This is a genomic window from Oceanobacillus sp. FSL W7-1281, assembly GCF_037969835.1.
Classification (GTDB): Bacteria; Bacillota; Bacilli; order Bacillales; family Amphibacillaceae; genus Oceanobacillus; species Oceanobacillus oncorhynchi.
Genome location: NZ_CP150214.1, coordinates 3,832,987 through 3,855,788, shown reverse-complemented (window position 1 = coordinate 3,855,788; position 22,802 = coordinate 3,832,987). Strand labels below are relative to the sequence as shown.

The 22,802-nt window shown below is 42.4% G+C and carries 20 protein-coding genes; 14 read left to right on the top strand and 6 right to left on the bottom strand.

The genetic code is table 11. The features are described 5' to 3' along the window. Positions 1 to 6: 6 nt before the first annotated feature. The 3 genes from MKX55_RS18985 to MKX55_RS18975 all read right to left on the bottom strand — a co-directional run bounded on the left by MKX55_RS18985 (position 7) and on the right by MKX55_RS18975 (position 3,598). Complete coding sequence (locus MKX55_RS18985) at positions 7 to 237, bottom strand: hypothetical protein (RefSeq protein WP_339234163.1); 231 nt, start codon at positions 235 to 237, stop codon at positions 7 to 9. Positions 238 to 519: 282 nt separating this feature from the next. Next, entirely contained in the window at positions 520 to 1,935 is a 1,416-nt protein-coding gene (locus MKX55_RS18980; protein ID WP_339234160.1) for an alanine/glycine:cation symporter family protein, read from the bottom strand. Positions 1,936 to 2,197: 262 nt separating this feature from the next. Beyond that, entirely contained in the window at positions 2,198 to 3,598 is a 1,401-nt protein-coding gene (locus tag MKX55_RS18975) for a PLP-dependent aminotransferase family protein (protein WP_339234158.1), read from the bottom strand. Between the two features lie 116 nt (positions 3,599 to 3,714). Here MKX55_RS18975 and pdxS point away from each other — a divergent pair, with 116 nt between their 5' ends. Together pdxS and pdxT are read left to right on the top strand one after the other, a co-directional pair. Beyond that, positions 3,715 to 4,605 carry a pyridoxal 5'-phosphate synthase lyase subunit PdxS gene (gene pdxS, locus MKX55_RS18970; protein ID WP_339234156.1) on the top strand — a complete coding sequence of 297 codons (891 nt, stop codon included), beginning with the start codon at positions 3,715 to 3,717 and terminating at the stop codon, positions 4,603 to 4,605. 22 nt (positions 4,606 to 4,627) lie between these two features. After that, on the top strand, positions 4,628 to 5,230 hold the full coding sequence (gene pdxT / locus MKX55_RS18965) for a pyridoxal 5'-phosphate synthase glutaminase subunit PdxT (protein ID WP_339234154.1): 603 nt from the start codon (positions 4,628 to 4,630) through the stop codon (positions 5,228 to 5,230). Between the two features lie 146 nt (positions 5,231 to 5,376). On the opposite strand, the gene MKX55_RS18960 is transcribed toward pdxT, so the two are convergent. From MKX55_RS18960 to coaW, 3 genes are read right to left on the bottom strand one after another with little or no spacing between them, the layout of a single operon-like run. Next, positions 5,377 to 5,643 carry a DUF3006 domain-containing protein gene (locus MKX55_RS18960; RefSeq protein ID WP_042529946.1) on the bottom strand — a complete coding sequence of 89 codons (267 nt, stop codon included), beginning with the start codon at positions 5,641 to 5,643 and terminating at the stop codon, positions 5,377 to 5,379. A 14-nt stretch (positions 5,644 to 5,657) separates the two neighbouring features. Then, the gene (locus MKX55_RS18955; protein WP_339234151.1) at positions 5,658 to 6,797 is read right to left on the bottom strand and encodes an MBL fold metallo-hydrolase; all 1,140 of its coding nucleotides are present in this window, start codon (positions 6,795 to 6,797) and stop codon (positions 5,658 to 5,660) included. A gap of 30 nt (positions 6,798 to 6,827) precedes the next feature. Then, positions 6,828 to 7,619 carry a type II pantothenate kinase gene (gene coaW / locus MKX55_RS18950; protein WP_339234148.1) on the bottom strand — a complete coding sequence of 264 codons (792 nt, stop codon included), beginning with the start codon at positions 7,617 to 7,619 and terminating at the stop codon, positions 6,828 to 6,830. A gap of 307 nt (positions 7,620 to 7,926) precedes the next feature. On the opposite strand from coaW, the gene MKX55_RS18945 reads away from it, so the two are divergent. From MKX55_RS18945 to MKX55_RS18890, 12 genes are all read left to right on the top strand, one after another. After that, positions 7,927 to 8,550 (top strand): 5-bromo-4-chloroindolyl phosphate hydrolysis family protein, encoded by a 624-nt coding sequence (locus MKX55_RS18945; protein WP_193065495.1) that lies wholly within the window; start codon positions 7,927 to 7,929, stop codon positions 8,548 to 8,550. Positions 8,551 to 8,562: 12 nt separating this feature from the next. Further along, positions 8,563 to 9,726 (top strand): toxic anion resistance protein, encoded by a 1,164-nt coding sequence (locus MKX55_RS18940; RefSeq protein ID WP_339234146.1) that lies wholly within the window; start codon positions 8,563 to 8,565, stop codon positions 9,724 to 9,726. A 293-nt stretch (positions 9,727 to 10,019) separates the two neighbouring features. Then, positions 10,020 to 10,838 (top strand): purine-nucleoside phosphorylase, encoded by an 819-nt coding sequence (locus MKX55_RS18935; RefSeq protein ID WP_339179712.1) that lies wholly within the window; start codon positions 10,020 to 10,022, stop codon positions 10,836 to 10,838. A gap of 1,080 nt (positions 10,839 to 11,918) precedes the next feature. Then, positions 11,919 to 12,770 carry a histidine phosphatase family protein gene (locus tag MKX55_RS18930; protein ID WP_339234143.1) on the top strand — a complete coding sequence of 284 codons (852 nt, stop codon included), beginning with the start codon at positions 11,919 to 11,921 and terminating at the stop codon, positions 12,768 to 12,770. A 24-nt stretch (positions 12,771 to 12,794) separates the two neighbouring features. Continuing rightward, complete coding sequence (locus MKX55_RS18925; RefSeq protein ID WP_339179708.1) at positions 12,795 to 14,237, top strand: 6-phospho-beta-glucosidase; 1,443 nt, start codon at positions 12,795 to 12,797, stop codon at positions 14,235 to 14,237. A gap of 569 nt (positions 14,238 to 14,806) precedes the next feature. After that, positions 14,807 to 15,538, top strand: coding sequence for a 5-oxoprolinase subunit PxpB (gene pxpB, locus MKX55_RS18920; RefSeq protein ID WP_339234141.1), 732 nt, complete (start codon positions 14,807 to 14,809; stop codon positions 15,536 to 15,538). After that, positions 15,535 to 15,684 (top strand): hypothetical protein, encoded by a 150-nt coding sequence (locus MKX55_RS18915; RefSeq protein ID WP_339234138.1) that lies wholly within the window; start codon positions 15,535 to 15,537, stop codon positions 15,682 to 15,684. Before pxpB ends, MKX55_RS18915 begins: the two co-directional genes overlap by 4 nt. Then, positions 15,681 to 16,640, top strand: a complete 960-nt coding sequence (locus MKX55_RS18910; RefSeq protein ID WP_339234136.1) for a biotin-dependent carboxyltransferase family protein — start codon at positions 15,681 to 15,683, stop codon at positions 16,638 to 16,640. Before MKX55_RS18915 ends, MKX55_RS18910 begins: the two co-directional genes overlap by 4 nt. Before the next feature lie 82 nt (positions 16,641 to 16,722). After that, positions 16,723 to 18,141 (top strand): hypothetical protein, encoded by a 1,419-nt coding sequence (locus tag MKX55_RS18905; protein ID WP_339234134.1) that lies wholly within the window; start codon positions 16,723 to 16,725, stop codon positions 18,139 to 18,141. Between the two features lie 243 nt (positions 18,142 to 18,384). Then, entirely contained in the window at positions 18,385 to 19,542 is a 1,158-nt protein-coding gene (locus MKX55_RS18900; RefSeq protein WP_339234132.1) for a thiolase family protein, read from the top strand. Between the two features lie 14 nt (positions 19,543 to 19,556). Next, positions 19,557 to 21,179: a long-chain fatty acid--CoA ligase gene (locus MKX55_RS18895; protein ID WP_339179700.1), complete on the top strand. Its 1,623-nt coding sequence runs from the start codon at positions 19,557 to 19,559 to the stop codon at positions 21,177 to 21,179. A 656-nt stretch (positions 21,180 to 21,835) separates the two neighbouring features. Then, on the top strand, positions 21,836 to 22,792 hold the full coding sequence (locus MKX55_RS18890) for a nitronate monooxygenase (RefSeq protein ID WP_339179698.1): 957 nt from the start codon (positions 21,836 to 21,838) through the stop codon (positions 22,790 to 22,792). The last annotated feature ends 10 nt before the right edge of the window (positions 22,793 to 22,802 follow it).

Here is a 22,802-nt window from a genome sequence, read left to right as displayed (position 1 = left end):
TATTAGTTAACGATTTTTCTGATTTTTTATTTTAGAAAGCGAAATGATATTAAATATCGACCTGATACCAAAACCTAACAGGATGATGGAGAATGAGATAAACAAGAGGGAGGACGAGCTTGTGTCATCGGCTTTGTTAATAAAAAGAAGATAAACCAAACCTGCTAATGCTGCAATTACCAGAAGCATATTAATGCATAAAGAAATAATTAAGAATCTTCTGTTTTTATTATTCACAATATCCCCCCTCATATTACGGATGGTTTCTAAATATGGAAATGTCCAATCAAATGAAGCATTCCATCGATTGACGCTTCATTAATCCGGAATTTCTTGCATTCAACATATGCCCTAATCACAAAAAATAATAGCTATTATCCGTCTTCCCGGAAGATGAAAGCTATAAACACGAAGTAACTTTTCTTAAGCAAGGCCGCTCCCGAAGTTATGTACGATTTCTACTTGTATCCATAGAAAAACCATAGCCGGCAAAAGCAGCTATGGTTTCTTTGGATATGATTATTGTTTCTCGGTTTCCCGTTCCCAGCATTCAATGCCGGTCTGGTCGTCCAGAGTATCTTTATAGAAGACAGGGTCTTTTCCTTCTTTCCGCTGCCTCATATAATCCTTTAATAAAATATTGGCTTTCTTAAACAGGACAGTGATTGCAAAAAGGTTGAGCAGGGCGAGCAATGCCATGAATATATCTGCTAATAACCAGACAAGATCAAAGGATGCAAATGTACCAAAGATAACCATTAATAATGCAGCGATTCGATATAGGAAAATCAACACTTTGGAATTTTTGATATAAGCCAGGTTATTTTCCCCATAATAATAATTTCCGAGAATAGATGTGAAAGCAAATAAGAAAACAGAGATAGCAATAAATATACCAGCCCAGCTTCCTAACATTTGAGTGAAGGCACTCTGTGTTAAAGCAATACCATCTGCCTCACTGCCTGCAAATCCTCCAGCTGACAGAATAACTAGCCCGGTTGCCGTACAAACAAGCAATGTGTCGAAGAAGACACCTAATGCTTGTACTAGCCCCTGTTTCACCGGGTGACTTACATCTGCAGTCGCCGCAGCATTCGGTGCCGCCCCCATTCCAGCTTCATTGGAGAAGAGTCCGCGGCGAATGCCAAGCATAATCGCTGCTCCAAAGCCGCCGCCAGCAACTTCACGGACACCAAATGCATTTTCAAAAATCAATACAAACATATCCGGGATGGCAGTGATATTTAATGCAACAATAATCAATGCCAGGCCGACATATATAATTGCCATAAATGGAACAATAATCTGGGAAACATTGGCGATACTTTTTAAGCCGCCAAAAATAACTGCTGCTGTAAGAATCGTCAGGATAACAGCAATCCAGACTGGGCTGACGTTAAATTGTGAATCAAATGCGATACTGATTGTATTTGACTGTACAGAGCTAAATACAAATCCATACGTAAATGTAATCATAACTGCAAAGGTGATGCCCAGCCAGCGCTTATTCATTCCCTTTTCCATATAATAAGCGGGACCGCCGCGGAATTGGTTATTATCTTTTTCTTTGTATAATTGCGCTAACGTACTTTCAACAAAACCGGATGCTGCACCAATAAGGGCGATAATCCACATCCAAAATAAAGCGCCAGGCCCTCCTAAAGCTACAGCTGTAGCAACACCTGCCATATTACCAGTCCCTACCCGGGAAGCAGCACTGATTGCAAATGCTTGGAAAGAGCTGGTCCCTTTCGTTCCAGATGCATCATAGGAACGTTTATCAAATACAGTCCGAAACATTTCCGGCAGTAAACGAAATTGGACAAATTTAGTTCTGAAAGTGAAATAAAGACCTAATCCGATTAATGCAAAAATCAGGATATATGTCCATATAAAATCATTAAAATGATTTAACATCGTATATATGAAATCCATTAATATCTTCCTTTCTTATTGAGAAATGCTTCTTTACGCTGTGTGGTGACATTTCAAAATTGGGTGTAAAATAACAAGGAATGAAAATATATGCCGATAGGATTAGAAGAAGATAATATATTATAGCATAGATTTATTATAATTCCATTAATTTTTAAAAAGGGCAGGAAATGTATGCGTTACAGAGAGACTTTCTAAGAAATTGAAAATAACAGCTGCATACCCATAGCAGTTAAAATGTCTATGGATAAGCAGCATCATTTTATCCAGACTGAAAAATAGCGATAAGATGTTGCACGGCCCTTTCGATGTCACCTTCTTTTAGTCCTGCAAAGCCAATAACAAATTGTGGATGAGAGACAACAGCATTTTTAGAGGCGTAATAAGAAATAGGATATAGTTTGATTCTTTGCTGTCTGGCTCTTCTCATTATCTCCTCTTCTGTCAGTCCGTTTCGTACTTCGCAAACAATGTGCAATCCAGACTGTTCGCCCAGCAGTTGAATAGCAGGCTTATAAGCTTCAAAAAGCTGATGGACCAGTTCAAATTTCTTTCTATATATTTTCCGCATTCGATTCAAATGCTTTTCAAAATAACCCTCCTGAATAAAATGCGCCAGCACATGCTGATCCATTCGCGAAACGGTAGAATGGTGAAAAGTAAGCCTGTTCCGATACTGCTCCAGTAATGCTTTTGGCAGGATCATATAGCTGATTCGCAGGGAAGGAATCAATGATTTGGAAAACGAACCAAGGTAGATAACCCGGTCATTGAAATCCATTTTTTTCATAGGAGGTATCGTTTTCCCTGTATAACGAAACTCACTGTCATAATCATCTTCTATAATATACCGGTCAGCTGTTTCATTTGCCCACTGTAACAGCTGATTGCGCCGGTTGATGGAGGTCACTGTTCCATATGGAAAATGGTTGGACGGAGTGACATAGATGTAATCAGGCTCTAAGAGACGGACGGCTTCAATGGACACGCCTTCTTCATTCATATCTAAGGCTCGTCCTAAAAAGCCGAAATGGGTAATCAATTTCATCATCAACTGATAACCTGGGTCCTCCACGCCGAATATAGTCGTTGCGGGAAGCAGGGAAAGCAGCTGCTGCATTAAAACTTCAATACCTGCTCCGACGACAATTGTGTCCGGATCACAGTCGATTCCCCGTGCGTGATATACATAGTGGGCAATAGCTTCACGCAGCTCTTTATCGCCTTGGGCATCACCAAGCAGCAGTAAATCATGATGGGATTCATCAATGACGTGCCGGTTTAGCTTTCTCCATGCCGAAAAGGGGAATGCCTCCGTATCAATTTTATTGGGAGAAAAATCAAATAAAACGGATGGTTCTTTCTCCGCATCAGCAATCTCCTTTTTCCCTGAATGCTCTACAAATTCTAAATCGCCATGTGCCAGTACATAGAATCCCTTTCTGGGCTGTGATGCGATATAACCTTCCGCAACAAGCTGTTCAAAAGCAGTTTCCACTGTATTCTGGCTTACTTCCAAATGATTAGCGAGCTTTCGTTTAGAAGGCAGTTTTTGACCATAGGGAAGCCGCTCCTGTACAATTTCCTGTTTAATAAACTCGTAAAGCTGTTCGTATAAAGGGGTATTGTTTGTTTTTTCTAAATGAACAGATAATAAATCCATTTTCTCTCTCCTTTGAAAAACTGACCTCATTAAATGATGCGAAATTGGCACTTTCATTCATATCATATTATTTTTATAATAATAAAAAATCAATCAAAAATCTAGGAGGAAATAAAATGGCAGATCGAGTAACAGGTACAGAGCGTGTAAAAAGAGGAATGGCGCAAATGCAAAAAGGCGGCGTCATTATGGATGTTGTTAATAAAGAACAGGCAAAAATAGCGGAAGAAGCGGGCGCTGTTGCTGTCATGGCCTTGGAGAAAGTCCCGTCTGATATTCGTGCTGCAGGCGGGGTAGCGAGAATGGCAGATGTCAGTATTGTAGAAGAAGTGATGGAAGCCGTATCCATTCCAGTTATGGCAAAGGTGCGTATCGGTCATATTGTCGAAGCACGTGTTTTAGAATCCCTTGGTGTGGATTATATTGATGAGAGTGAAGTACTGACACCAGCGGATGATTTATTCCATTTGGATAAAAAGCCGTTCACTGTCCCATTTGTATGCGGATGCCGTGATTTAGGAGAAGCAGCCCGCCGGATTGGAGAAGGCGCGTCGATGCTTCGGACAAAAGGAGAGCCTGGAACGGGAAATATCGTGGAAGCAGTACGCCATTTACGCGAAGTGCAATCACAGGTAAGAAGAATTGTACATATGAACGAGGATGAGCTGATGACAGAAGCTAAAAATCTTGGAGCACCATTTGAAGTGCTGCTGCAGGTGAAGGAAACAGGCAGGCTGCCAGTGGTAAACTTTGCTGCAGGCGGAGTGGCAACTCCGGCAGATGCAGCATTGATGATGGAGCTTGGAGCAGATGGGGTCTTTGTCGGATCTGGCATCTTTAAATCGAAAAATCCGGAAAAATTTGCACGTTCTATTGTCGAAGCAACAACGTATTATCAAGACTATCAAAAAATTGGCGAGCTTTCGAAAGACTTGGGAGAAGCAATGAAGGGTATCGATATGAAAACGTTAAGAGCAGAGGAGAGAATGCAGGATCGGAGTTTCTAAGTCGCTGAAAGGAGCGGATACGATGAGTGAACAAAAATATCGAATCGGAATTCTTGGCATGCAGGGAGCGACAGAAGAGCATGCGAGTCATCTGCAACAAGCAGGACATGAGCCGATTCTGATCAAAAATAAAGAGCTGCTTGAAACGGTGGATGCTTTAATTATTCCGGGAGGGGAAAGCACAGCCATTTGGCGCTTGATGAAGAAAAATAATCTTGTAGAAGCTGTACAGCAATTTGCCCAATCCAAGAAGCCGGTTTTTGGAACCTGTGCCGGCCTCGTTTTGCTTGGTAAGGGTCAGGTAGATGCAGAGCAGAGTCTGCATTTAGGTCTGATGGATGTGCAGGTCAAACGGAATGGTTTTGGAAGACAGCGGGACAGCTTTGAAGCAAATCTGGATGTGAACGGAATGAAGGAGCCGTATCCAGCTGTATTTATACGTGCCCCATATATTGAATCGGCAGGAGAGAATGTGGAAGTTTTAGCTGCCTATGATGATAAAATTGTGGCTGCAAGAGAAGAAAATTTAATTGTAGCGGCTTTTCATCCGGAGCTGACTGATGATAATCGCTTTCTGGAATTATTCCTTTCGATGGTGGGGCAGCAGCCGGTATTAACGGTATAATAAAAAGTTTTGCATGTTTTTATGATAAATCATAGAAAAAGAGCTGATACGTGAACCAGCTCTTTTTCGCGTTTCAAAGAGAATGATGCAGCAAGTTTTTCTTACCATTAATAAAGTCTCTTGGATGGAAAGAAAAAGGAGGTAAACTATTTCTTTTTTTTCAGTTTACTATTCTTTTTTCGATTTAATAGAGCTTCCCGCAGGTTACTGGACACTTGTTTTTTCTTCTGATCTGTTTCCGGATCAAGCTGAATTACTGGGTTTTGCTTTCCTGCGGATTCTTCTACAATTACCGCTGATTTCACTTTACAGTCACTCGGAAGCTCCTTCTTTGGAACAAGTAATTCCCGATTCTCCGCTTCCACTAAAATAACAGCCGATTCGCCTTCAAACCGGTCGATAATTCCTTTCATGCTATATCCCTCCTTTAAAAGTCACAAATCAGACCCTCGGCTTCCATATCTGCGATTCTGCTCGGACCGATTCCGTCAATTTCCTCCAGCTCCTCAAACGTATCGAACGGGCGTTTATCTATTATTTGATTGGCACGTTCGTCACCGATATGAATAATCCCGGTTAATTCCTCTTGGGATGCGTTATTGATATTAATACAGCTGCTATCCTTGTTTTCCTCGTTTGAGGCAGAAGTGTCTTCGGAAGCATCCTGATTCTCCTCCTCGGCTGCATCCGGTTTGGAAACAGTAATATCCTCGCCCATTTCGGTTTCAATCGAATAGGATGATCCATCTGTCGTGACAACAATGCTTCCATCTACATCCGTTCCGTACCAGTCAATGTTTTCTTCATCTAATAAATCAATAACCTCTGTACTCGGATGACCGTATGAATTATCTTCTCCAGCGCTATAAATTGCAGCCTGCGGATCGACAGCATCTAAAAAGGCAGGGTCTGTGGATGTATTGGAGCCATGATGCCCTAAATGTAAGAAGGTGCTGTTAAGCGAAGAAGCTTCTATCATTTCCTTTTCTTCCTTCACTCCGGCATCTCCAGTCAAAACAAAGGAAACCTGATCATAGGCTAAACGAATACTGACCGACTCTTCATTCGCTTTTCCGGAAATGTCCTCAGGGTACAGCACTTCCAAGTCAATCGGGCCAAGTTCATACTCCTCGCCGGTCCGCGGTTCATGATAATTGATATCCTGGGATAAGATTTTTTCCATCGCAGTCTGGTATGTATTGGAGGTGCTTTCATTGCCGGACATCCAAACTTCATCGACAGCAAAATGATCCAGGATATTGGAAAGCTGACCGATATGATCTGCGTCCGGATGGCTGATAATGACCAGATCAATTGCTGTGATTCCCTGTGCCTCTAAGTAAGGAACCACTTCATTACCCTGCCAGTCCCCCGTATCGAACAGGATTGCCGTTTCTTCCTCTCCGTCGTCGAAAGTGAATAAGGTGGAATCGCCTTGCCCGACATCAATAAAATGTGCTTGAAAATCTCCGTCCACGCTATTTGATTGTGCTGCTGTATCTGTGTCTGCGTTACAGCCTGCCAATGCAAAGATAATTATAAAGCTGAAATAAATAATGTTTTTCAAAATGAATTCTCCTTGTTCCTGTTATTCTTTTTATTCATCGTAATATAATGCACCGACAGCACCGGCATGGCCTCCTTTTTCTAAAAAGGTTAAATTGTAATCAAACATACTTTCAAAAGAGCCTATCACTTGCTTTAAAAGCGGGTTTCCGGTCAATGCACCGCCGATCATGACGATTTCTTTTGTATCTAATGAGTTTGCCGTTAAGCTGGAAAGCAGTACAATCGTCTCGCCAATAAGCTGGGTTAATGCGGCCAGCTGGTCCTCAGCTGAAACGGATTGATCCAGCTGATCTTTTCCAAAATTAGCAGCGGTCAAAGAAGCCTCGACAGGCGAATAGCTGGATTGATAAATATCTGAGACCATCAAATCACTGCTGGTCCTGTCTCCTTTAGAGGCCAGATCTACCAGCGAATGATAATCAGAAGTACCCGCAATAATTGCTCCGAGCCCCGTAAATAACCCGCCGCCGACTCCTGTTCCCGATAAGCGTTTTTGTTTGTGGAAAAAAGAAGTTCCTGTGCCGATGTTCACTAAAAGATAATCCGTATCCGGCAGCTTTTTTTCTTCCGATAATAAGTACTTTGTTCCCTCTATTACACATGTGAATTCCTTAAAAATAGAAATAGATTGGTTGTCAGCTTTAATCTGTTCAGCTCTTCCGCCTGTCACCTGAAGCGCTGCTTCCGGTGCAGTCATCTTCAACCAGGAAATGACCTCATGGGTTTGCTTGGCAGGAAAAGTTTTTAATCGAAGCCTGCCTCCCTTTTCATAGGCAATTTTTATTAAAGATCCGCCTGCATCAATACCAATTCGTTTCATTAAAAATCCCTCCATGAATGTAAGTCTGCTAATTTCGGTTCGGCAAATATAAGAACATTCATTCTTATATTATCATATTTTTTAATATAAAGATAAATTAAACAGGGGTCTCTTTAAGAGGAAGAAGAGAAAGCTGCTGTTAAAGATTTCTTACTGCAGGTGAGATATGAGAAAATAATTTATGTAACGGGTTTTAAATAAAAAGAAATTGAAACTTTTAAAAGCCTCGTTCGTAATAGTATAATAAGAGTAAGAGTATAGACGATTATACTTAGGATAGAATGATTAATCACGTAGGAGTGAGCATATGCGAGCAATTATGCAATTTTTAATGCAGAGCTTTGTTGGTGCTGTCAGCCTGACAGCTATATGGCTTGTTAGCTTTTTTATATATGGACAGACTGTCCTGTTGACCAGTCTTTTTGCTGCAATTGGGGGCGTATTGACCTATGCAGCCACAAAACAGATTATGGATTATCGATTTGTTAAAAGTCAGGGATTGACTAAAAAAGAATATAAATTTATTGATGCCAATTTAAAAGAGGCAAGAGGAAAAATCACACGTATGCAGAAAGCTTTATTCAAAGTAAGGTCTTTCCAGCATGCGCGGGAGAATTTAACGATTGTAAGAACGGCTCAAAAAATATATAACAACGCAAGAAAAGAACCGGTACGATTCTATCAGGCGGAGCGTTTCTTCTATAATCATTTAGACTCGCTTGTCGAATTATCAGAGCGTTATGCGTATCTTTCCAGCCAGCCTTCTCCATCGATCGAGATGCAAAAATCATTAAAGGAAACCAGGCAGACGCTTACCGCCTTTAGTCCCACGATTAAAAAGGATCTGCAAGTGATGCTGAGGGATGATTTAGAAACATTGGATTTTGAGCTGGATGTAGCTAAGAAGACGCTGCGCCGATCTAAAAAATAAGGAGGATTCTACATGACTGCAAAAGACCAATCTAATGATTCAATAAATGATTTATTAAATGACCCGTTTGGAGAAAGAACAGAGGTTTCAACGGATATCTCTGAACAAAATATGGAAAGCTCGGAGGCGCCAAGACTGGTTGACAGACTCCCCGGCGAGCATCGTAAAAAAGCAGAGCAGTTAAAGCAGCAAATCGATACAACCAACCAACAGTCTTTAGTGAAATATGGCGTAGAGGCACAAGCAAAATTACATCAATTTTCACATGAGATGCTGGAGCATGTTCAAAAGCAGGATGTCAGCCAAATTGGTTCGATTCTAAATGAGCTGATGAAAAAGCTGGAGGATATTGACCCTTCTGAACTGCAGGAGGAGAAAACAGGCTTCTTATCACGTTTGTTTGGAAAACTGTCGAAATCTGTGAATGAGGTATTATCCCGTTATCAAAAGACAAGCTCCCAGATTGATCGTATCAGTGTGCGTCTGGACCGAAATAAAGATTTACTCTTGTCGGACAATGAAATGCTTGATAAATTATTTTCTACCAACCGGGATTATTACGATGCTTTAAATATTTATATTGCTGCCGGCGAATTAAAGGTGGAGGAAATCAATAATGAGATTATCCCGCAGCTTCGCCAAAAAGCAGAAACAAGCGGAAGTCAGATGGATGTTCAGGAAGTAAATGATATGCTTCAATTTGTGGACCGGCTGGAAAAACGGACGCATGATCTCCGGTTAAGCCGTCAAATTACAATGCAAAGTGCTCCACAGATCCGTCTTATCCAAAATACGAATCAGGCACTTGTCGAAAAAATACAATCCTCTGTTTTAACTGCGATTCCACTATGGAAAAATCAGGTGGCCATTGCCTTGACCCTATTAAGACAGCGTCATGCGATGGAAGCACAGAAACAGGTATCGCAAACAACAAACGATTTATTATTAAAAAATGCGGATATGCTGAAAGAGAATACGGTGGAGACAGCCAAGGAAAATGAACGAGGCCTTGTCGATATTGATACATTGAAGCAGACGCAGGAAAAATTAATGTCTACCATCGAAGAAACACTGCAAATTCAATCAGATGGACGTAAAAAGCGTAATGAGGCAGAAAAAGAATTAATCGGCATGGAAGAGGAATTAAAAAATAAAATGCTGGAATTTAAAGAATAAAGACAGAAAACCAGGTGAAACGCCTGGTTTTTTTATTTGGATGGCAGAAAAGGATTATGTATGATGGCGGTATTTTTGATAAGTTGACGCAGTCCACGTCTTGTACCAAGCGCTTTTGGTTTCCAATTGACACCTTATTTTTAATCGCTTAATATAGATTACTGCACTGACAAATTGATTTTATATCGAACTGTAAGATAAGATAGAAGTGTACATCGTTTAAAGATGCTGGCGTTTTTTACAGACTGCCATCGGGAAGCTAAAAAATAAAGCTACTTTAAGGAGGAAATTAAATGCATCAGACACAGCAAATAAAAGAAGCAAGAGAGTTTATTCAAAGTAAAACAGATATGACCCCGGAAATCGGTATTATTCTTGGTTCTGGACTAGGCGGCTTGGCAGATGAATTAGAAGACGCAGTTGTCGTTCCGTATGAAGAAATCCCGCATTTTACTAAATCCGCAGCTGTTGGACATGCCAATCAGCTTGTTATCGGTACATTACATGGCAAGCGTATTGTAGCGATGAAAGGGCGTTACCATTATTATGAAGGCTATTCCTTGGATGAAGTGACTTTTCCAGTACGTGTTATACAGGCGCTTGGTGCGGATAAGCTGATTGTTACCAACGCAAGCGGAGCAGTAAATAAAGATTTTAACCCTGGCGATTTAATGCTGATTACAGATCATATTAACTTAGTTGGAACGAATCCATTAATTGGCCCAAATAATGATGACCTGGGAACTCGTTTTCCAGATTCTTCGCAAATATATAATCGTGAACTTCGCGATTTGGCTAAAAATATTGCCAAAGAAAATCAGATTAATTTGCAGGAGGGTGTATATACCTGGTGGAGCGGACCAGCTTATGAAACACCGGCAGAAATTCGCATGATTCGCGTGCTTGGAGGAGATGCAGCCGGCATGTCCACCGTTCCTGAAGCACTTGTTGCCGTCCATGGCGGAATGAAGGTATTAGGTATTTCCTGCTTAACTAATATGGCAAGCGGTATTTTAGACCAGCCGCTGAGTCATGATGAAGTGATTGAGGTTGCTGCACAATCGCGCAGTAAATTTGTGAAACTTGTGAAAGAAGTCATTCATCAGATATAAGTACAGCAGTCATATGGCATAACGGAGACTTCATTCAGCATCAAAGTGCGGGATGAAGTTTCTTTTTAAAGAATAAGAAAGTATATAAAAGATGTTGAATATAGCCGCTACAATGAGTTTCATTAAGAGAGTAATCTTCAATGTTGTCAGGTTAATGTGACCGCTGCGACGGGTTATGGTGGGGTGAGTAATCGCAACCCCAGAAAAACACTACGCTTTCCATGGGCTTGAGCTCAGCCTCCTTTAAAGAAGACTTGCTGATTGGCAAGCCGTCAGGCGCAGACAGAAGCAAAGTCGCACTTATGCCCCGAGGGTAGAAAAATAGAAGTTCGCTATTTTTCTGCGGGGTCTTCACCCTGGGACTGCGATTACTCGCCCCACCGAAGACCATTGCGCTTTCCCATAGGAGTCTACGTGTTTTTCCTCCGCTAAATAGGTTTTATTACTATTTGTATAAAATTAATAAAATTCATTAACCTGTCAACATTATTGCGATTACTCGCCCCATCGAAAACCGTCGCAGCGGACATCTCTTCGGCGAGAACATTGATGTTTTAAAGACCAAGCGGTATTCTTGATTTTTCTTAGCCATTGATTTTGAAAGCGTTCTTATATATAATGAAGGTGATAAAGGATTGTTACTGTGAGGCAGGCAAAACTTGAATGAGTTAAACGGCATAGAGTGCGCTCTATCTGTTTAATTTGTTCAGGTTTTCTTTTTTGAAAGAAGAATAAGCATAGCTGGCATTTGAAAAATACCGGCTGCATGACATTTCTTTTGGTATAGAGGGCCGTCATAAATAGGGAAATGGAACCGTTGACATATTTTCTTTTTTATTCTAACCTAAATATAGATTGAATATTGGCAAAATGGAATGTTACCTTATTGGGCATAACCTGGATTGTTTTGAATGCACGTGAAGTGTGTTCAAAATAATTCAGGTTTTTTATTTCGAAAAAGGCTGAGGAGGTGGAAGGGAAATGTAGCAGGAGCATGGCGTATAACAGTATCAATATTACAGTTGGGCAAAAAGTGACTTATAGAATAAAAAAATAAATCTATTTTGGAGGAAAAGAGACATGAAAAAGATATGGGGAATCATGGCAGCACTATGTTTTGTATTCGTATTGGCAGCTTGCAGCAGTTCCGAAGCAGAGGAAAATAATGATGGAGATGCAGAGGGAAATGAAGAGGAAGTCGTAGAAGCAGAATCAAATGATGAATTAACCATTTACATTGTCCGTCACGGGAAAACGATGTTAAATACAACGGATCGTGTGCAGGGATGGTCAGATGCGGTGTTAACACCAGCAGGTGAAGAAATTGTTACGCAAGCAGGAATTGGTTTAAAAGATATCGATTTCCAAAGTGCTTACAGCAGTGACAGTGGAAGGGCTATTCAAACAGCAGAAATCATCATGGAAGAAAATGAAACATCTTCGGAGCTCGATTTGCATACAGATGAACGTTTTCGTGAATTTAATTTTGGAACATATGAAGGCGATTTAAATGAAACCATGTGGCAGGATATTGCAGATTTACAAGGAATTACACTGGAGGAATTTTTAGAAAATCTCGAACCAGAAATGTTTTCAAACAGTGTAGCAGAGCTAGATGAAGGAAGAGATGAAGAGGGGCTTAATTGGCCGGCGGAGGATTATGATGCCATTACAGCACGGCTGACAGAAGGCCTGGATGAGTTAGTAGAAGCAGAACAAGGACATGAGGGATCTGGAAATGTTTTACTTGTCTCTCACGGATTAAGTATATCTGCTTTGCTGGATACGTATTTTGATGATTATGAGGTGCCAGAAGGCGGTCTTGATAATGCAAGTGTATCTGTTATAACGTATCAGAACGGAGAGTTTCAGCTAGATTCTGTCAATGATATGAGTTATGTTGAAGAAGGACAAAAGCAGGAGGAAGAATAATAATGACTCAAGGAGGAGAGTAACATGACAAAAGCTTTTCCAGAAGGATTTTTATGGGGCGGCGCAACAGCAGCCAATCAATTAGAGGGTGGATTTCACGAAGGAAATAAAGGATTAAATATAGCCGATGTGCTGCCTGGCGGAAAAGAAAGATTACAGGTGTTGCGTAATCCGGGATTTCAGTTTGAAATAGAAGAGGGAAAAAGCTATCCGAATCATGAAGCAATTGATTTCTATCATCGTTACAAAGAGGATATTGCGTTATTTGCAGAGATGGGCTTTAAAGCATTCCGTTTATCCATTGCATGGTCACGGATTTTCCCGAATGGCGATGAATTGGAGCCAAATGAGGAAGGGTTGGCTTTCTATGATAAGGTCATTGATGAGCTGTTAAAATATGATATCGAGCCGGTCGTCACCATTTCGCATTATGAAATGCCTCTGCACTTAGTGAAGGAATACGGCGGCTGGAGAAATCGGGAGGCCATTACTTTCTTTGAACGATATACGGAAGCTATTTTTACCCGTTATCAGGGAAAAGTGAAGTACTGGATGACCTTTAATGAAATCAACAGTGGATTAATGATGCCAATCATGGGGTTAGGGTTTGCGATTAAAAAAGAGGAAGATCGTTATCAACCGACATTCCAGGCATTCCATCATCAATTTGTTGCGAGTGCGAAAGCAGTGAAACGATGTCATGAAATCATGCCGGAAGCCCAGATTGGATGTATGATTATTTACGCTCCATTCTATGTCTATGACAGCAATCCGGAAAATGTCATGGATGCATTGGAGAAGGATGAACGCTTTAATTATTTTTGTACAGATGTACAAGTAAGAGGAGAATATCCAGCTTATATCCAGCGGTATTTCCGGGAGCATAACATTGAATTGGAGATAGAGGATGGCGACTTGGATATTATCAAGGAAGGAACGGTTGATTACATCAGCTTCAGTTATTACATGTCTAAAACGGAAAAGAAAGCAGATGGGAATGGCGAGGAAGCAGATGGAAATATTCTGCTTGGCGGTGTTAAAAATCCATTTTTAAAAGCTAGTGATTGGGGCTGGGAAATTGACCCGATTGGTTTACGCATCTCCCTCAACCGGCTGTACAGCAGATACCAGATGCCATTATTTATTGTAGAAAATGGATTGGGCGCCTATGACAAAGTGGAAGAGGACGGTTCGATTCAAGATGATTATCGTATCGACTACCTGCGGGAGCATATGAAACAAATGCTTGAAGCTGTAGAAGATGGTGTGGATTTAATGGGATATACGAGCTGGGGATGCATTGACCTAGTAAGTGCCTCCACCGGGGAGATGTCGAAACGCTATGGTTTTATCTATGTGGACAAGCATGATGACGGAAGCGGCACACTGGAACGAAAACGCAAAAAATCATTTTATTGGTATAAGGATACCATCGCTGCTAATGGTGCAAACTTAGCCAGCGAGTAAAAGAAATTATTTTAAAAAAACATAGGAAAAGCGGCTTTACCTTCATTGTTTGAATGTAGAGCCGCTTTTTTTCTGCGGGTCTTCACACTGGGACTGCGATTACTCGCCCCACCGAAGACCATTGCGCTTTCCCATAGGAGTCTACGTGTTTTTCCTCCGCTAGATAGGTTTTATTACTATCTGTATCAAAATTAATAAAATTCATTAACCTGACAACATTGAGACCTGCGATTACTCGGTCTATTAAAACCGTTGCTGCGGTTACTTGCCCCACCGAAAACCGTCGCTAGAATCAGCTTCATTTCTTTGTAAGAAAGCAAATAAAACATAATTCTTCTTAGATGGGACCGGAGGGAAGTCGACTCCTGCGGGAAAAGCAACAGGTGAAGACCCCGCAGAAAGCGACTTCCCGGAGCGGACATCTCCTTGGCAAGAACACAATGTTTTAAAGAACAAGCGGTATTTTTGCTTTTTTGGAGTTTGCGTGTTCAAATCATTCGTTTCTGCTAAAAAATAGGTGTACAATATGAATACAGAAAGTTCAGAACAAAAAAGGCAGGTGATGAACGATGTATCCTATTCAACTATACGGAGACCGCGGTGTACGAATTCCCTTTGGCAATGCCATTGACAGACAAGTAAATAACGCGGTGCATCGCTTTGGCGCTCTCTTAGAAAAATATCCAATACAGGGAGTATCGGAGTGGATTCCTGCATACACTGCCATCACAGTTTATTATAACCCGAGTGAAATCACTTATAGAGAGCTTGAAAAAAAGCTTACTTATTTACAAAAAATAATGGAGGAAACAGCTCCTCCAGCAGCTAGAAAGATTATGATTCCAGTATGCTATGACAAGGAGTTTGCCTTAGATATGGAAGATGTTGTTGCCCGCTCTAACCTTTCCATCGAAGAAGTGATTCGTCTGCATACAGAGCCGCTTTATTATGTTTATATGATGGGCTTTATGCCCGGCTTTCCTTATTTAGGCGGTTTATCTGAAAAGCTTGCCGTACCAAGGCTGGATAATCCAAGAAAAATGGTAGAGCAGGGGGCAGTAGGGATTGCGGATAAACAGACAGGGATTTACCCGCTGGAATCCCCCGGAGGCTGGAGAATTATCGGCAAAACTCCCGTACGTCTTTATGATGCGAAGGGGGAGAAAAAAATCCTTATCCAATCCGGAGATTTGCTCCAGTTTGAAGCAATTGATCTGCAAACCTATTATAAAATAGAAGAAGCAGTAGAAAACGGAAGCTACCAGCCTCAGATAAGCGAAGAAAAGGAGGAGCAATCATGAATTTGCATATCGTTTTGAACGGGAATTCAGAAAAGAACTGTGACGCAATAAATGGACTTACGGCACGCCGCGGGAGTCGATGCAGGGGTGGGAATCCGCATGGTGCGCTGCATTCGAAGGTAGCTGCGGCAGGTGATTCACGTTGAAAGAAATCTTGGAAGTCATGAAACCTGGATTATCGACCAGTATCCAGGATACTGGAAGGGTTGGCTATCAAAAATATGGTATTCCGACGGCAGGAGCAATGGACACTTTTGCCCATCGCATTGCAAATCTGCTTGTCGGCAACCCGGAGGAAGCAGCAACATTGGAAATCATGCTGATGGGACCCCGATTAAAGTTTTTACAGGATGCGGTCATTGCTGTCGGCGGCGCAGATTTGTCAGCCGCTGTTGACGGAGAGCCTGTCTGTCCATGGAAATCCTTCCGTGTTTATGCAGGCCAGATGCTGTCATTTGGCAAGCCGATTCATGGAACCTATGCTTATCTGGCAGTGAGCGGCGGATTTTATGCCGAAACAGTCATGGGGAGTAAGTCTACCTATGCGCAAGCCAATCTTGGCGGTGTAGAGGGAAGAATCTTGCAAAAAGGAGACCGCCTATCCGCAGAGGATAGAAAACTGAAATCTGTCCGGGCAGGAAGGTATTTAAAAAAGATAGATATACCAAATTATGAACAGCACCGTCCAATCCGAGTCATTGCCGGACCGGATATAACTGCTTTTTCAGACGCAACCTATCAGCAATTTTTTCAGGAAAGCTACCGTATTACCGAACAGTCCAATCGTATGGGCTATCGTTTAGAAGGGAAGGCTTTGTCTCATGTGGATAAAGCGGACATTCTCTCGGATGCTGTGCTTCCAGGGACGATTCAGGTGCCGGCAAATGGTCAGCCAATCGTGCTTTTAGCGGACCGGCAGACAACAGGAGGATACGCACGTATTGCTACGGTCATCACCGCAGATATTCCCCAGCTGGTGCAAAAAAAGATTGGGACAGAGGTCCGGTTTTTATCAGTTCCTTTAGAAAGAGCCCAGGCAGATTATCTGGCACAGCAGCGTTATTTTAAAATACTTCGGGAAGCTGTCCGGTCAGGGGAGTGATTGCTGATTTGGAGGGAGCTTTAATACAAGGTGATTCCATGGTAAAGTAAAGAGAACACGAACGTATAGGAGCTAGTCAATAATGAGTAAACAATTCGTCAGTCCGGCGTTAGTCATTTGTATCATTGGTTTTACGATGGTCCATTTTATCACGTATTTTTTTCAGGTTACTCTGCTGTTAACGCTGTTAGTATGGTTTGGGTTTGGAATTATTTTCTTTGGAACATTATTTTACGGGCCGCTGCATTTGAAAATGCCATTAGGCTTGTTCTTAACAGGAGTAATTATCTTTCTATCTGTAGACACCTCTTTTCTTTCGGGAATGCGGGAAGGGCTTTTGCAGATGCGGAATATGGTCGGATTATTAGTTATCATCCCTATGGTCAGCTGGGTATTGCGGGAAGAAGCATTTTTAGAATCTGCCATCAGCTATGCGCATGATTTTGTGGATACGAGTAAGAAATTTTATTTTGGAATGGTTTCCTTTACACAAGTTATCGCTTATTTCCTCTTATTTGGTGCAATTCCTATGCTGTATCAATTTGTATCGATGATCTTAAAGGATGAAAAGGGCGAGGCGTGGGAGCGATATAAAGGGACAGCGATTCTGCGCGGGTTTGCGTTATCGGTCCTGTGGGTGGTCAGTATTCCGAGCTTTGCCTATGTGGTGGAAGCAATGGAGGCTTCTTTATGGAAATCAATTCTGCAAGGGCTGGGAGTAGCTGCATTAGGAACCATCGTTGCGATTTTGTTCTTCCCGCTGGAGAATAAAAAGTATCATGTTAACTTTACAAGAGGCCTCCAGCATGAAATTGATGAGATTATGCAGCATACGAGAAATAAACGGGAGACAAAGCGGATCGTCCGTGAATTTATGATTCTCTTTCTCTCTCTTTTCGGTTCTATCTTTATCCTGAGCGCTTGGGTGAACATGGAATTGCTTGTCCTGATCCCTTTAACCATCCTCGTATGGATACTTAGCTATTATCTAGTGAAGAAGCGTTTATATAAATTAACACATATTGCAGCACTTTATGTAAAAGAAGAGATGGCGGGCAAGTCGTATCAGCTATGCGTGATGGTTGGGGCAGGAATGCTGATTGCAGGATTGACTAAAACAGGCTTTGCCGGCTGGGTTGTCGACAGTCTCTATGCCTTAGAAGCAGTCGCTCCATTTATCAATCTATTATACCTGCTGCCGTTTATGGTAATTATCTTAGGCTTTGCCGGTCTCGGTCCGTTGACAGTAATGGTATTGGTAGCTGGTATTTTGCAGACTATCCACCTGCCGTATCCTCCAGAGCTGATTGTGCTTTCAGTGACGCTGGGAAGCTCAATATCAATTTTATTATCACCGGTGATTATGCCAATCATTGTCTTAAGCGGCTCCAATGGTTTGAGCGGCTTTAAAAATGGTTTTCAGTTTAACGGTGTGTTTGCTGTGGTGCTATATGCTTTGGTGATGACATATATTCAATTAATGGCATATATGGCCGGATAATGTTTATACAGCAGGGAATGATTGGGGAAATGGGCTCAGGAGGCAATCCCCTGCTTGCTTCCCTCTTGACATTCATTTTTGAACAACATAAAATGAATGTTGAAAGCGTTTACTTTATTTGGGTGATTTCCATTTTTATTGAATCACTGATAAGGAATATTGATAGGGGTCACCGGAAATCGATTTGCTGTGGATGATAATAATAGATTCATATCCTTTCCAAATGAAAAAGGAGGAGTATCGATGCGGGATGCGGTGATTGTAGAGGCAGTACGTACACCTATTGGTAAACGAAATGGTTTTTTGAGTGAGATAAGGGCAGAAGAATTAGCCGCAGCGCCTTTAAAGGAATTAGTTAAACGAACTAATCTGGATACAGCGGCCATTGACGATGTTATTATGGGATGCGTCACGCAGACAGGAGAACAGGCAGTGGATGTGGCAAGGCAGGCTGCGCTTATTGCCGGCTATCCGGTCAGTGTTCCTGGAACAACGATTGACCGTCAATGCGGATCGAGTCAGCAGGCCATTCATTTTGCTGCACAGGCCATCTTGAGCGGGGATATGGATATTGTGGTAGCAGCCGGGGTGGAAAGTATGTCCCGTGTGCCAATGGGGACCAACCAGCAGGGGGTAAAGTGGAATCGTGCTTTACTAGATAAGTATGAGATGGTGCATCAAGGTGCAGCCGCTGCCCATATTGCTGAAAAATGGGGTATTTCCAGACAAAAAATGAATGATTATTCATTCAAAAGTCATCAGCGTGCGATAAAAGCCCAGGAAAAAGGCTTTTTTCGACAACAAATGCTGCCCATTTCCGTCAAGCGTGCGGATGGAACCACAGCTCAATTTTATCAAGATGAAGGGCCGAGAAAAGACACCTCGATGGAGAAACTGAATGCATTGCCTGATTTATTTGTAAAAGAGAGCGGAATTACAGCGGGAAATGCCAGTCAGATGAGTGACGGGGCAGCAGCACTTTTAATCATGTCTGCTGATAAAGCCAAAGAGCTTGGCTTCACTCCGCGTTTTCGTATTCTCGCCCGCATTGTGATTGGTTCGGATCCGACAGAGATGCTGTCAGGTCCAATCGAAGCTACTAAAAAGGTTCTTAAAAAAGCTGGTTTATCGATGGAAGATATCGATGTTTTTGAAGTGAATGAAGCCTTTGCATCCATTCCTTTAATGTGGATGAAGGAATTAGGGGCAGATGAAGAAAAAGTCAATATCGACGGGGGAGCTATTGCCTTAGGGCATCCTTTAGGTGCAAGCGGAGCCAGATTGATGGTAACGATGATGCATACCATGGAGCGGCTCGAAGCACGTTTTGGTCTGCAGACGATGTGTGAAGGACTTGGAATGGCTAATGCGACAATTTTGGAACGATGGACAGGGGAATAGGGAGGAATTTTAAAATGATGCAAACCCAATTAAATTTAACGACAATGGTGAAGCATGCGGAGAAATATTTTGCTGATAAAACAGTTATTTCGCGTACACTGAGCGGAGTCCATACCATTCCGTACAGTAAAATAACCGAACGGATTCACCGGCTGGCAGGTGCTTTAAAAAGCTTAGGCGTGGGAAAAGGGGACAGAGTCGGCACAATAGCCTGGAACCATCACCGTCATTTGGAGGCTTACTTTGCGATTCCGACGATGGGAGCCGTACTGCATACAATCAATATCCGTGTTTCGCCAGACGATTTAGCCTATATTATCAATCATGCAGAGGATAAAGTGTTATTGGTGGATGAGGATTTATTTCCATTGATCGAGCGCGTGAAAGACCAAATTACGGATGTAGAAAAAATTATTGTAATGACGGATAAAGAGGAGCTGCCGGAAACAAACCTTACAAATATAGCATCCTATGAATCCTTGCTTGAAGAGGCAGACCCAGACACAGAACTCGATGATGCTATCGATGAAAATGCAGTCGCCGGTCTATGTTATACCTCTGGAACAACGGGCAGGCCAAAGGGTGTCGCTTATTCTCACCGCGGGATTTATTTACATAGCCTGGCTCTGGGATTAAAGGACACCGTAGGATTATCAGAGGAAGATATTGCGATGCCTATTGTTCCGATGTTTCATGTAAATGCGTGGGGGATGCCATTTGCTGCATTATGGTTTGGAACAACCCAGGTGTTGCCGGGGCCGATGCCGACACCGCAGATTTTAGCAGAACTGATTGAGGATTATAAAGTGACGATGGCAGCCGGCGTGCCAACGATTTGGATGGGCTTTCTACAGGCGCTGGAGCAGGGAAATTACGATACAAGCAGTCTGCGCTGTATTCTTTGCGGCGGATCAGCTGCTCCAAAAGGGATGATTCGCACATTTGAATCAACCTATCACATTCCTTTTGTCCATGCATATGGAATGACAGAAACCTCTCCGATTGTGACATTGGCCCGTTTAAAAAGCTATCAGCAGGAGCTGGATGAAGAGGAGCGTCTGGAATTACGCTCCCGTCAAGGCATGGTCGTGCCCGGAATTGAAATTAGAGGAATCAATGAACATGGCGATATCCCTCATGATGGAAACACAATAGGCGAATTGCTTGTCAGAGGACCGTGGATCGCCGATGCATATTATAAAAATGATCGCAGTGATGAATCCTTCCGGGACGGCTGGCTTCATACAGGCGATGTGGTCAATATTGATGAAGAGGGCTCCGTGAAAATCGTGGACCGTACCAAGGATATGATCAAAAGCGGCGGGGAGTGGATTTCTTCGGTCGATATCGAAAATGCGTTAATGGCACATGAGGCCGTATTTGAAGCCTCAGTTATTGCGGTTCCGGATCCAAAGTGGCAGGAGCGTCCGGTAGCATGCGTGGTATTAAAAGAGGGGAAAACATTAACGGAGGAAGAAGTGAAGCAATTTTTAACACCGCAATTTGCAAAGTACTGGATTCCAGACCGCGTCCTATTTATGGAAGAAATCCCAAAAACATCGGTAGGGAAATTCTTAAAACGGGCATTGCGGGATCAAGTGGAAGAAATGCTTTCCTTATCTGACTCTTCTTCCTGATATCAAATTTTTTCAACAGGAAGCGCGGAGCGGCGCTTCCGTGTTTTCTAAAAGAATAGGAAAGTATATAAAAAATGCTGAATATATCCGCTCCAATGGGTTTCATGGAGGAAATAATCTTCAATGTTGTCAGGTTAATGCGACCGCTACGACGGGTTATGGAGGGGTGAGTAATCGCAACCCCAGAAAAATACTACGCTTTCCATGGGCTTGCGCTCAGCCTCCTCGAAAAAAAGAAGTTCACTTTTTTTCTGCGGGGTCTTCACACTGGGACTGCGATTACTCGTCCCATCAAAAACCGTCGCTAGATAGGTTTTAGTACGATCTGTATAGTATTTAAGAAAATTCATTAACCTGACAACATTGAGACCTGCGATTACTCGCCCCATCAAACTCATCTGTCGCTAGAATTTGCGTTATTTCTTTGAAAAAAAGCAAATAAAACATAATTCTTCTTAGATGGGAGCGGAGGGAAGTCGACTCCTGCGGGAAAAGCAACAGGTGAAGACCCCGCAGGAAGTGGTTTTCTTCCGAGGAGGCTGAACGTTGCCCGCGGAAAGCGACTTCCCGGAGCGGACATCTCTTTGGCAAGAACACCGATATTTTAAAGACCAAGCGGTATTCTTGGTTTTTCTAATGGAAAAGGAGCTGGTTAAATGCAATTGACAGATATAAAGAAAAAAATGGAGCTGCCGGTTATCATGGCCCCGATGTTTTTAATTTCTAACCCAAACATGGTTGTCGGGGCATGTGAAGCAGGGATTATTGGAACATTTCCGGCTCTGAATGCACGCACGAAGGATGTTTTAGACAGCTGGATGGCTGAAATCAATGAGAGATTACAGGAAAAAGAAGCAGCAAATCCAGATACAGCGATTGCGCCCTGGGGCGTCAACTTTATCAGTCACTCCTCCAACAAACGATTTTACGAGGATTTGGAGCTGATCGAGAAGCATCAGCCGCCAATCGTTATTACTTCGTTAGGAGATCCATCTCCGGTTGTAAAGATTGTTCATAGCTATGGAGGACTTGTTTTATCCGATGTGGTGAATGTGAAATTTGCAAGAAAGGCATTGGAAAAGGGCAGTGACGGGTTGATTTTAGTAGCTAGCGGGGCTGGCGGGCATGCTGGAACGTTAAATCCTTTTGCTTTTATGGATGAAGTACGCAGCTTTTTTGATGGACCTGTTGCTTTAGCAGGCACCATTACAAAAGGAGAGCAAATATTGGCCGCAGAGCTTTTAGGAGCTGATTTTGCTTATATTGGCACCCATTTTATAGCGACAGCGGAAAGCGGGGCAGCCGCTGCTTACCAGGAATCGATTATTCAATCTGCGGCTGCTGATATTATTTATACGCCTGCGTTCAGCGGGATACCTGCTAATTACTTAATCCCCAGTATTGTCAAAGCTGGATTGGATCCAGAGAACTTACCGGAAAAGGCCGGACTTGATTTTAAAAAGCTGTCTGACTCCTCAGCTAAAGCGTGGAAGGATATTTGGGGCGCTGGGCAGGGAGTTGGCGGAACAACAAAAATACAAACGCTGCAGGGAGCCGTAGATGAATTAAAAACAGCATATACACAAGCGAAAAAAGAACACCAGCTGACTTGATTTAAAAAGG